This is a genomic window from Streptomyces sp. NPDC059957 (assembly GCF_042730015.1).
In the GTDB taxonomy this organism is placed as follows: domain Bacteria; phylum Actinomycetota; class Actinomycetes; order Streptomycetales; family Streptomycetaceae; genus Streptomyces.
In genome coordinates, this window is record NZ_JBHWMB010000104.1 from 8626 (window position 1) to 19956 (window position 11331).

The 11331-nt window shown below is 70.1% G+C and carries 9 protein-coding genes and 5 tRNA genes; 5 read left to right on the forward strand and 9 right to left on the reverse strand.

Annotated elements, in window-relative coordinates:
- Nucleotides 1–67: 67 nt before the first annotated feature.
- From ACFWBW_RS38255 to ACFWBW_RS38295, 9 genes are all read right to left on the reverse strand, one after another.
- Nucleotides 68–140: transfer RNA gene (locus tag ACFWBW_RS38255), tRNA-Glu, on the reverse strand.
- Between the two features lie 22 nt (nucleotides 141–162).
- A tRNA-Gln gene (locus ACFWBW_RS38260) sits at nucleotides 163–234 on the reverse strand.
- Nucleotides 235–258: 24 nt separating this feature from the next.
- Nucleotides 259–331: transfer RNA gene (locus tag ACFWBW_RS38265), tRNA-Glu, on the reverse strand.
- Nucleotides 332–392: 61 nt separating this feature from the next.
- Nucleotides 393–465 (reverse strand) — tRNA-Glu (locus ACFWBW_RS38270).
- 26 nt (nucleotides 466–491) lie between these two features.
- A tRNA-Gln gene (locus ACFWBW_RS38275) sits at nucleotides 492–563 on the reverse strand.
- 86 nt (nucleotides 564–649) lie between these two features.
- A complete protein-coding gene (locus ACFWBW_RS38280) occupies nucleotides 650–1378 on the reverse strand; it encodes an HAD family hydrolase (protein ID WP_385383315.1) in 729 nt (242 codons plus the stop codon).
- 92 nt (nucleotides 1379–1470) lie between these two features.
- Nucleotides 1471–2949 (reverse strand): glutamate--tRNA ligase, encoded by a 1479-nt coding sequence (gltX, locus tag ACFWBW_RS38285; RefSeq protein WP_385383319.1) that lies wholly within the window; start codon nucleotides 2947–2949, stop codon nucleotides 1471–1473.
- Nucleotides 2942–3733 carry a fumarylacetoacetate hydrolase family protein gene (locus ACFWBW_RS38290; protein WP_385383322.1) on the reverse strand — a complete coding sequence of 264 codons (792 nt, stop codon included), beginning with the start codon at nucleotides 3731–3733 and terminating at the stop codon, nucleotides 2942–2944. The genes gltX and ACFWBW_RS38290 overlap by 8 nt, the downstream gene beginning before the upstream one ends.
- Before the next feature lie 109 nt (nucleotides 3734–3842).
- Complete coding sequence (locus ACFWBW_RS38295) at nucleotides 3843–4028, reverse strand: hypothetical protein (RefSeq protein ID WP_385383325.1); 186 nt, start codon at nucleotides 4026–4028, stop codon at nucleotides 3843–3845.
- Nucleotides 4029–4630: 602 nt separating this feature from the next.
- Between ACFWBW_RS38295 and ACFWBW_RS38300 the strand changes: the two genes are divergently transcribed.
- The 5 genes from ACFWBW_RS38300 to ACFWBW_RS38320 all read left to right on the forward strand — a co-directional run.
- Nucleotides 4631–8389 (forward strand): nitrate- and nitrite sensing domain-containing protein, encoded by a 3759-nt coding sequence (locus ACFWBW_RS38300; RefSeq protein WP_385383328.1) that lies wholly within the window; start codon nucleotides 4631–4633, stop codon nucleotides 8387–8389.
- A gap of 9 nt (nucleotides 8390–8398) precedes the next feature.
- Nucleotides 8399–8812: a roadblock/LC7 domain-containing protein gene (locus tag ACFWBW_RS38305; RefSeq protein ID WP_008739864.1), complete on the forward strand. Its 414-nt coding sequence runs from the start codon at nucleotides 8399–8401 to the stop codon at nucleotides 8810–8812.
- 151 nt (nucleotides 8813–8963) lie between these two features.
- Nucleotides 8964–9356: a DUF742 domain-containing protein gene (locus tag ACFWBW_RS38310; RefSeq protein ID WP_243337752.1), complete on the forward strand. Its 393-nt coding sequence runs from the start codon at nucleotides 8964–8966 to the stop codon at nucleotides 9354–9356.
- The gene (locus ACFWBW_RS38315) at nucleotides 9337–9921 is read left to right on the forward strand and encodes an ATP/GTP-binding protein (RefSeq protein ID WP_243337754.1); all 585 of its coding nucleotides are present in this window, start codon (nucleotides 9337–9339) and stop codon (nucleotides 9919–9921) included. Before ACFWBW_RS38310 ends, ACFWBW_RS38315 begins: the two co-directional genes overlap by 20 nt.
- 319 nt (nucleotides 9922–10240) lie before the next feature.
- Nucleotides 10241–11331, forward strand: a 1091-nt coding sequence (locus ACFWBW_RS38320) for a nitrate- and nitrite sensing domain-containing protein (protein WP_385383331.1), incomplete at its 3' end; no start/stop codon positions are given.

An 11331-nucleotide genomic window follows, 5' to 3' on the forward strand; every position in this document is an offset into this window, starting at 1 on the left:
CTCCCGCGCCCGTCAGAAAAAAGCGGGGGGGCCCTCCTCGATAAATGCGGAGGCCCTCTTCTGTGCGTACCCCCGACCGGATTCGAACCGGCGCTACCGCCTTGAGAGGGCGGCGTGCTAGGCCGCTACACAACGGGGGCTAGCTGTTACTGCGGTACTGCGCTGGGCTACCAGGACTCGAACCTAGAATAAGAGAACCAGAAACTCTCGTGTTGCCAATTACACTATAGCCCACAGGTCTAGACCAGCTAGACACCGTACCCCCGACCGGATTCGAACCGGCGCTACCGCCTTGAGAGGGCGGCGTGCTAGGCCGCTACACAACGGGGGCCCTAGCGATCCTGCATCAAAAAATCCGGGTGCGACCCTGGAAATCTCACGGGAAGGATCTGTACCCCCGACCGGATTCGAACCGGCGCTACCGCCTTGAGAGGGCGGCGTGCTAGGCCGCTACACAACGGGGGCAAGCACTGCGTCACTACTGAACTGCGCTGGGCTACCAGGACTCGAACCTAGAATAAGAGAACCAGAAACTCTCGTGTTGCCAATTACACTATAGCCCACCAAAACGCAAGACCCTGAGGGACTTTCGTTCGGTTAGCGCCTCCGGCCCGGTCTTTCGGCCCGAGCGGGCGGCGCAGAAAGAACATTACCGGATGGCTGACCGTGCTCCAAAACGGGTATCCCCGGCCAGCACCTGCGGGAGCCGGTCGAGTCCGGCGATCCGGTGCACGCCCTCGGGGCCGGGGCCGCGCGATCCGTCCCGGTCGAGCCACACGGCCGTCAGCCCGGCGTCACGGGCGCCGCGCGCGTCGATCTCCGGCTGGTCTCCCACGTAGACCACTTCCCCCGGCTCCAGCCCCATCTCGGCGCACGCGGCGAGGAAGGCCCCGGCCTCGGGCTTGCTGACGCCCAGCTCCACGGCGCACACCAGGACCTCGAAGCGGTCGCGCAGGCCGAGGTGGCGCAGCTTGGGGTCCTGGTTGACCACGGAGGAGTTGGAGAGCACCCCGTGCCGGTAGCCGCCGGCCAGGGCGTCCAGTACGGGCACCACGTCGGGGAAGATCTCCCAGGCGGCCGTGTAGTGCTCCACGTACCGCCCGAACCAGTCGTCGGCCCCGGCGTCGCTCATCGCGGGCTCACCGAGGAACTCCCGCACCCGGTCCCGGCGCTGTCCCTGGAAGGTGCCCTCCCCGGCCGCGAACCGCTCCCAGTGCCGGTCGGTGATCCGCCGCCACAGCGCGAGCGCCTCGCGCGCGGTCCCGTACCGCGCCGCGAGCCCCTCGGCGGCCAGGTGCGCCGCGAGCCCGGCCCGGTCGGCCCCGGTGTAGTCGAAAAGGGTGTCGTCGATGTCCCAGAGCACCGCACGGATCGCCATACGGGCGACCCTACGCGGAACGCCTCAGGGGCGGCAGCCGTTCGCTGATGTAGCGGTCGGCTGCCGCCCCTGAGGGACGGGCGGGGTGTTGCTTACGCGGCGCTGAGCTTGGCCAGGGTCGCGTCGATGCGGGACAGGGAGCGGTCCTTGCCCAGGATCTCGAGGGACTCGAAGAGCGGGAGTCCGATCGTGCGGCCGGTGACGGCGACGCGGACCGGGGCCTGGGCCTTGCCGAGCTTGAGGCCGTGGGCCTCGCCGGCGGTGAGGACCGCCTGCTTGAGCGACTCGGGGTCCGACCAGTCCGCGGCGGCGAGGTTCTCGCGGGCCGTGGTGAGCAGGGCCGCCGGGTCGCCCTTCATCGCCTTGTCCCACGAGGCCTGGTCCTCGACCGGCTCCTTCAGGAACAGGAAGTCGACGTTGGCCGTGATGTCGGACAGGACCGTGACGCGGGTCTGGGCGTAGGGCGCGATGCGCTCCCAGGCGGCGTCGTCGAAGTCCTCGGGCGCCCAGTTGGCGTGCGGGGCCTGGAGCCACGGGGCGCAGCGGTCCGCGAAGGCCTTCGGGTCGAGCAGGCGGATGTGGTCCGCGTTGATCGACTCGGCCTTCTTGAGGTCGAAGCGTGCCGGGTTGGCGTTGACGTCCGGGATGTCGAACTTCTCCACCATCTCCTCGATCGAGAAGATGTCCTGGTCCTTGGAGAAGGACCAGCCGAGCAGCGAGAGGTAGTTCAGCAGGCCCTCGGGGAGGAAGCCGCGCTCGCGGTACAGGTTGAGCGAGGCCTCGGGGTCGCGCTTGGAGAGCTTCTTGTTGCCCTCGCCCATCACGTACGGCAGGTGGCCGAAGGCCGGTACGGCCTTGGCGATGCCGAGCTCGATCAGGGCCCCGTAGAGCGCGATCTGGCGCGGGGTGGAGGACAGCAGGTCCTCGCCGCGCAGGACGTGGGTGATCTCCATCAGCGCGTCGTCGACCGGGTTGACGAGCGTGTAGAGGGGGGCGCCGTTGGCCCGGACGATGCCGAAGTCCGGCACGTTGTCCGGGGTGAAGGTCAGCTCGCCGCGGACCAGGTCCGTGAAGGTGATCGGACCGTCGGGCATCCGGAAGCGGACGATCGAGGTGCGGCCCTCGGCCTCGTACGCGGCCTTCTGCTCCGCGGAGAGGTCGCGGCACTGGCCGTCGTAGCCGGAGGGCTTGCCGGCGGCGCGGGCGGCGTCGCGGCGGGCGTCCAGCTCCTCGGTGGTGCAGTAGCAGTGGTAGGCGTAGCCGCCGTCCTGGAGCTTCTGCGCGACGTCCTTGTAGATGTCCATGCGCTCGGACTGGCGGTACGGGGCGTGCGGGCCGCCGACCTCGGGGCCCTCGTCCCAGGTGAAGCCGAGCCAGCGCAGCGAGTCGAGCAGCTGGCCGTAGGACTCCTCGGAGTCGCGGGCCGCGTCGGTGTCCTCGATGCGGAAGACGAACGTACCGCCGTGGTGGCGGGCGAACGCCCAGTTGAAGAGGGCCGTGCGGACCAGACCCACGTGGGGGTTGCCGGTCGGGGACGGACAGAAACGTACACGGGGGGTCGCGTTAGCCACGCTTGATCACCTTGTTGGTGAGAGTGCCGATGCCTTCGATGGTGACGGCGACCTCGTCGCCGACGTTCAGGGGGCCGACTCCGGCCGGGGTCCCCGTGAGGATGACGTCGCCCGGGAGCAGCGTCATGGCCTCGCTGATGTGCACGATCAGGTCCTCGATGGAGCGGATCATCTGGCTGGTGCGGCCGAGCTGGCGCTGTTCGCCGTTGACGGTGCACTGGATGGCCAGGTCGCTCGGGTCGAGATCGGTCTCGATCCAGGGGCCGAGGGGGCAGGAGCTGTCGAAGCCCTTGGCGCGGGCCCACTGCTTCTCGCGCTGCTGGACGTCGCGCGCGGTGACGTCGTTGGCGCAGGTGTAGCCGAGGATGACGTCCTTGACGCGCTCGCGCGGGACCTCGCGGCACATGCGGCCGATGACCACGGCGAGCTCCGCCTCGTGGTGGAGGTCCTGGGAGAAGGACGGGTACGCGATCGGGTCGCCCGGGCCGACCACCGAGGTGGAGGGCTTGAAGAAGGTGATCGGGACGTCCGGGACCTCGTTGCCGAGCTCCGCCGCGTGCTCCGCGTAGTTGCGGCCGATGGCCACGACCTTGTTCGGGAGCACGGGCGGCAGCAGTCGGACCTTGCTCAGCGGGACCTTCGTGCCCGAGAGCTCGAAGTCCGCGAACGGGATGCCCTTGATGATGTCGAGGACGAGCTCACCTTCGGACGCCGCGAGGGCAGTGCTGCCCTCGACCGCGCCGAACGCGACATTGCCGTCGATCGAGAACCTGGCGATGCGCACGTGTTGCGTCTGCCCCTCTGTATTTCCGCTGGCTGGAGTCTGCGGGCTCCAGGCTAACGCGGTGGGGGCCGACGCCTCGCGCGGCTTTCTGCCGGGGTGGGGATGTCGACTACGGCGCGGCGGTGGCGACCGGCGCGTCCATGAGGATGGTGCGGCGCGGGTTCGCGGTCTGGGTCGGCAGCTCGACGGTGTGCTCCGGGACCGGCACGGCCTGCAGCTCCTCGGCGTCCTTGAGGTGCGCGAGGGTGGTGCGGCGCGGGTTGGCTATGTTGCGGAACATCATCGTCGTCTTCATCGGAGTGGGAAGCCCTCGGCTCACTAGGTCGGATGGTGGCGGCGGGTGCCGCCGGGATGCCTTCAAAGTGCCACTTGTCGCTCGCGGCAACCCTGTAAAGCTCAAGGCTAAACATCTGAATCCCCCGCCGAACCGGGAAGTAATGGCCACGGCTATGTGAGTTTGCTCACCAGCGGCCAGGCATTACGGGCATAACGGGCAGTCAATCCCACCCCGCAAAACGGGCATTGCGCCACTGAATGCGTCATTCCGCTCCCGATCATCGCGACTGGGACAGCATGTCAGGCGCGGAGTTTGGGCGGCGTAAGTCCGATTCCGTACGAATTGGCACGCACGACGGGTAGTGCACGCGTCACCAGACGTGACCGACTGTCCAGGGCGGGACTCGCACCTTGTTGGAGATCCGCCTCTGTGCTGGAATTCGCGGGACCGCCGCGGGAATCAGCCGGCGCGCAGGTGGCGCGAGACAGCGCCGAGCGCGGCGGCAACGGAGAGGGAGACGCGCCGGTCACCGACGACCACCATGGGGCGCATTGCCCCACGACTCGACACCGTCCCACCGGTCGCCCGGCGGGACGCCTGGTCCAGAGGTTGCGACGCTAGTGCAGGGACGATTCAAGAGGGATGACAAGGGGTCTCCCCAGGCCCGTCAGGGCCGTGGGGAAGCCGCGCCGGAGCAGGACCCGCGCGGCGGGACCGACCGTGGCTCCTCGCCCCAGCACGCCCAGAACCGCGGGCCGGCTGTCGAGAGCGGGGGCCCCGACGGCTCCGCCGCGGTGAAGCCCAAGGGCCGCGCCAAGCCCAAGGGCGGCTCCAAGGCCGACGACGAGTCGGGCAGCCGCGACGTCGCGATACCCCAGACCTCCCGTGGGTCCGGCTCCCGCCTCGCCATGCAGAACTGGCGCATCAGTACGCGACTGGTGTCGCTGCTGACCCTGCCTGTCGTCGCCGCCACCACCCTCGGTGGCTTCCGCATCAACGACTCGCTCAACGACATCGCGCAGCTGGAGCACATGCAGCTGCTGACGACGATGACCCGGCAGGCCACCAACCTGGCCGCCCAGCTCCAGGCCGAGCGTGACAACTCCGCCGGTCCGCTGTCCGTCGACAAGTCGGGCAAGCCCAACACCCTGGTCAAGGGTGTCCGCGACTCGACCGACTCCGCCGTCAGGGCCTTCGTCGCCGCGACCGACAAGGTCGATGTCGCCGAGGGCAACGACGAGACGCTCAGGTCGATCCGCAACAGCATCCTGCAGATCGCACACGGGCTGAACAACCTCGAAGAGATCCGCAAGACCGCCTACCAGAACGGCGCCCAGCAGACCGTCACCGAGTACAACTCGCTGGTCGTCTCGCTGCTCTCGCTCTCCCAGGAGATGGCGCAGGCCACCTCGAACCCCGAGATGATCAAGCGCACCCGCGCCCTGGCCGCGTTCTCCTCCGCCAAGGAGTACGCCTCCATCCAGCGCGCGATCATCGCCGCCGCACTCCCGGCCGACACCTCGAAGCCGGGCAGCATCAGCGAGAACGACCGGCTCTACGCCCGCTCCGCGCAGAACAGCGAAGAGCAGGCGCAGAAGACCTTCGAACTCGCCTACCAGGGCAAGCCCGAGGAGCTCCTCGCCTCGCTCGGCGACGGCAACCAGGAGATCGGTACCGCCGACGGCTACGCGCGCCGCGTCCTCGGAAACCAGGGCCAGTTCGCCAAGGAGCAGAAGCGGTCCTGGATGGACTGGTACGACGCGGACGACGTCAAGCTCCAGGCCATGAGAACCATCGAGATCACCCTGCTCGAGGACATGGAGCAGAAGGCCCGCGAGCTCAAGAACGAGTCGCAGCGCGACGCGCTCATCAACGGTGCGCTGATCCTCCTCGTCCTCGGTGTCTCCCTCGTCGGCGCCTTCGTCATGGCCCGCTCGATGATCCGCTCCCTGCGCCGCCTCCAGGACACCGCGACCCGCGTCGCCCAGGACCGGCTGCCCGAGCTCGTCAAGCAGCTGTCCGAGTCCGACCCGCAGGACGTGGACACGACGGTGGAGTCCGTCGGTCTGCACACCCGCGACGAGATCGGCCAGGTGGCCGCGGCCTTCGACGACGTGCACCGTGAGGCCGTCCGCCTCGCCGCCGAGCAGGCCCTCCTGCGAGGCAACGTCAACGCGATGTTCACCAACCTCTCGCGCCGTTCGCAGGGCCTCATCCAGCGCCAGCTCTCGCTCATCTCCGAGCTGGAGTCGCGCGAGGCCGACCCGGACCAGCTCTCCTCGCTCTTCAAGCTCGACCACCTCGCGACCCGCATGCGCCGTAACGGCGAAAACCTCCTCGTCCTCGCGGGCGAGGAGCCGGGCCGCCGGTGGACGCGCCCCGTCCCGCTCGTCGACGTGCTCCGTGCCGCGGCGTCCGAGGTGGAGCAGTACGAGCGCATCGAACTCTCGTCGGTGCCCGGCACCGACGTCGCCGGCCGCGTCGTCAACGACCTCGTGCACCTGCTCGCCGAGCTGCTGGAGAACGCCACCTCGTTCTCCTCCCCGCAGACCAAGGTCAAGGTCACCGGGCACGCGCTGCCCGACGGCCGCGTGCTCGTCGAGATCCACGACACCGGTATCGGCCTCTCCCCCGAGGACCTCGCCGCGATCAACGAGCGACTCGCGTCGCCGCCGACCGTGGACGTCTCCGTCTCCCGCCGCATGGGCCTGTTCGTGGTCGGCCGCCTGTCCCTGCGACACGGCATCCGCATCCAGCTCCGCCCCTCCGACTCGGGCGGTACGACGGCCCTCGTCATGCTGCCGGTGGACGTGGCCCAGGGCGGCAAGAAGCCGGCCCCGATGCCCGGCCAGGGCGGTCAGGGCTCCCCCGGCGCCCCCGGTCAGGGCGGTCCCGGCGGCCAGGCGCAGGGCTCGATACCCGCTCCCGGCGCGCGTCCCCCCGTGGGCGCCGCCCCGCAGCGCGGCCAGGTTTCCGCCGGCAACCAGCGCGCGGCCCTGCCGGGCCGTGACGGTGGCCCCGGCGGTCAGCCCCAGGGCCCCGGCCCGCAGGGCGGACGGCCCCAGCAGCAGGGCCCCGGCGGCCAGACCCAGAGCGCCTTCGGTTCGGGTGCTCCGCTGCCCGGCCGCGGTCCGGTCTCCGGTCCCGGCGGCCCGGGCGGCTTCGGCGGTCCGCAGGCCCGTCCGGCCGGCGCCCCCACGGCGTCCGGTCCCGGCGGCTTCCCGCAGGGCAACGGCTTCGAGCGCCCTCAGCAGCCCCAGCAGCAGGCTCCGTTCCAGCCCCAGCAGCAGGCCCCGCAGCAGCAGGTCCAGGGTCAGCAGCAGACCGGCGGCCCGGTCGCCCGCGGTCCCCGGCCGCAGCTTCCGCCGCGCGGTGGCGCGCCCCGTCCGGAGCTCCCGGGTGCGGGCGGCGGACCCTCCGCGATGCCCCAGACCACCAGCTGGGGTGCCGGCCAGCGCGGGCACGACGTACCGCGCGGCCACGACGAGCTGTCGGGCCCCGGTTCCACGTCCGAGTTCCCCCGCCCCGACTTCAACGCCCCGGCCCCGCAGGCCGGCGGCAGCGGCGGCCAGGCCGGCCACGACAACGGAGCCACGGGCCAGTTCGCCCGTCCCGACTTCGCCGACCCGGCCTCCACCGGCCAGTTCGCCCGCCCGGACTTCCAGGCCCAGCGGCCCGGCGGCCCCGGTGTCGGCGGCTACGCCCAGCCCGGCCAGGCCCCGCAGCCCCAGGGCGGCTACGCCCCCGTACCGCCTGCGCGCGCCGAGGCTCCGCGGCTGCCGCAGGCGCCCCGTCCGGAGGCGCTGCCCCCGGCCGGTCCGGGCACCGGCGAGGGCCGCAGCCCGATCTTCGACACGCTGGAGTCGAACTGGTTCCGCCAGGAGGCCGCCCAGGCCCCCGGGCAGGCGCCGACGGCCGTACCCCAGCAGCCGGGTCAGCAGGCGCAGCAGTCCGCTCCGGCGGCTCCGGCTCCCGCCGCCCCGCAGCGCCCGCAGCAGAACCAGCTGCCGCAGCGCGGCCAGGATGCGGCTCCGGCCGAGTCCGCGCAGACGGCCACCGGCGCGGTGCCGACCGTGAGCTGGCGCTCCTCGCCGAACGACGAGCTGATGCGGCAGGCCGAGCGCGTGCGCCAGCCCGCCGCCGGCGGCATCACCACGTCGGGTCTGCCCCGCCGGGTCCCGCGGGCGAACCTCGTGGCCGGCACCGCGCAGCAGCAGGCCGAAGCACAGGCCGGCCCCCAGGTTTCGCGATCCCCGGACGACGTCCGCGGGCGTCTCACCAACCTCCGACGCGGTATCCAGCAGGGTCGGCAGGCCGGCACCACCGGCCCGGCCACCGGCAGTTACCACATCGACCCCACTTACCAGCAGGAGCGATAGTTGAGTTCGATGAGCCAGGCGGCACAGAACCTGAACTGGTTGATCACGAACTTCGTGGACAACACCCCCGGGGTGTCCCACACCGTGGTGGTCTCCGCCGACGGCCTCCTTCTGGCGATGTCCGAAGGCTTTCCCCGTGACCGGGCCGACCAGCTCGCCGCGGTTGCCTCCGGGCTGACCTCCCTCACCGCGGGCGCGTCCCGCATCTTCGAGGGCGGCGCCGTCAACCAGACGGTCGTCGAGATGGACCGCGGATTCCTCTTCCTGATGTCCGTCTCCGACGGATCCTCGCTGGCCGTACTGGCGCACCCCGAGTGCGACATCGGCCTGGTGGGTTACGAGATGGCCCTCCTCGTGGACCGCGCCGGCAGTGTCCTCACCCCGGACCTGCGCGCGGAACTGCAGGGAAGCCTGCTCATCTGACTGCCGCTCTCCCGGCCGGACGGTACTGCCGGCCGGGGGACCGGGGCCGCGGCCCCGGAACCAAGTACCACCGCCAGGCCGTCATACCGTCCCCCCACCGGCCGCCCCGTCAGACGGCACGCTGACCTTTGCTGTCCAGCCCGGAGGATCAATGACCCCGCCCCCCGCCTATTCCGATCAGTACGGAGACTCGTACTCGGAAGGCGACCAGCCGCTGGTTCGTCCGTACGCGATGACCGGTGGCCGGACCCGACCGCGCTACCAGCTCGCCATCGAGGCCCTGGTCAGCACCACGGCCGATCCGATGCACCTGTCCGGGCTGCTCCCGGAACACCAGCGCATCTGCACCCTGTGCCGTGAGGTCAAGTCGGTCGCGGAGGTCTCCGCGCTGCTGAACATGCCACTCGGTGTCGCCCGGATCCTCGTCGCCGACCTGGCGGAGGCCGGCATGGTGGCCATCCACCAGCCGGGCAATGGAGAGGCCGGCGGAACGCCGGATGTAACGCTGCTCGAGAGGGTTCTCAGTGGACTTCGCAAGCTCTAACGGCGGAGCGGCTCCTCGCTCCACCACCTCCGCGAAGATCGTGGTGGCGGGTGGCTTCGGCGTGGGCAAGACCACGTTCGTCGGCGCCGTCTCCGAGATCAACCCGCTGCGCACCGAGGCCGTGATGACGTCCGCGAGCGCGGGCATCGACGACCTGACCCACACCGGGGACAAGACGACCACCACGGTCGCCATGGACTTCGGCCGCATCACCCTGGACCAGGACCTGATCCTGTACCTCTTCGGTACCCCCGGTCAGGACCGCTTCTGGTTCATGTGGGACGACCTCGTGCGCGGTGCGATCGGGGCGATCGTCCTGGTCGACACGCGGCGCCTGGCCGACTGCTTCCCGGCCGTCGACTACTTCGAGAACAGCGGCCTGCCGTTCGTCGTGGCGCTCAACGGCTTCGAGGGGCACCAGCCCTACACCCCGGAGGAAGTCCGCGAGGCCCTGCAGATCGGCCCGGACGCCCCCATCATCACCACCGACGCCCGCCACCGCGCGGACGCCAAGAGCGCGCTCATCACGCTCGTCGAGCACGCCCTGATGGCGCGGCTCAAGTAGCGGCTCATCCGGAGGCGCCGCGCAACGAGGGCTTCACCGGCTGGTTTTGGGGGGCGGGCTGTGTCATGCGACACGGCCCGCCCCCTTCGTTCATAACGTTTCGACAGAGAATTGCCGGTAGTTGGCGACACGGTGCGTTCGTCCGGTGTCACTGCGCTCACAACTGGCCCCGCTTTTGCCGCAGGACGCTCTTTATGTCCGATTTATGTGGGACATAAGGCTCTAGGATTGGCCGATTTCAACTGTTTGGAACACGGCCGTTAACCGTGCTGGAATTCAACGAACTAGCTAGTAGCACCGCCGAGAGGTTGTTGGTCGAGTGAGGCGAAGCAACTCGAGCCCCGCGGATGAACCCGCGCGCGGCAACTTCACCCCGCCGCCGCGCGCGGCCGCGTCATCCTTTGACGTACCCGTGGAACCACCCGTGAGCAGCGGCAGCACCAGCAGGTTCTCGCCCCGCAACTGGCGTGTGCCGACCCGTCTGAACGCCATCCTGCTCGTCCCGGTCCTCGTCGGACTGGTGATGGGCGGCTTCCAGGTGAAGGGCTCCATCGACACCTGGGACGAGGCCAAGGACGCCGAGAAGACCGCCGTCATCGTCCAGGCCGCAGCCGAGTACGGCCAGGCGCTCCTCAACGAGCGCGACCTGACGGCCGAGGCCCTCCTCAAGGGCCAGCGCGATTCCGAGCCCGTCCTGAAGGCGTACTCCGCCACCGACGCGGCCAAGGCCAAGTTCGCCGAGGTCGCGAAGGACCTGCCCGAGGGCCAGGGCCTGGAGCGCCGCCTGGAGCTCTTCCGCCAGGAGGAGCCGAAGCTGGAGCAGGTCCGCAAGACGGCCTACCTGTCGCAGCTGGAGACGCCGAAGAAGGCCCTCCCCAAGGCAATGGGCCCGATTCCGACCGAAGAGGGGTACGTGCTGGTCCAGCACTACCTCATGCAGTTCTCCAACGAGCTGGGTCTCGGCACCGGCAACGTGACCTCGTACGGCCGCATGGTCTACGCGCTCGAACTGTCCAAGGCCGCGAACTCGCTGCAGCGCTCGGTGGGCACGCACCTGCTGGTGCGGCCGAACGAGAACGAGGAAATCCGCAAGGCCCAGCTCGTCGCCTTCTCCTCGTACGCGTACCTCGAAGAGATCGCCATCGGCGAGTACGTCGCCGCCGGCACCGACGAGGACGTCGCGCGCCTCAAGGACATCATGGGCGCGAAGTCCCAGGAGGGCGCCAAGAAGCTCGCCGACGCCAAGCAGGCGGCCGAGCAGGCCGGCACCGTCTTCCGTGCCCCGCCGGTGGTCAACAACTCCGCGCTCACCGGAATGACCGAGGCGATAGCCGGCGGCGAGAAGCCCGCCAAGCTCGCCCTCGGAGGCACCACCCCGGGGGGGGGGGGGGGGGCCGGGACAGAAAAGGG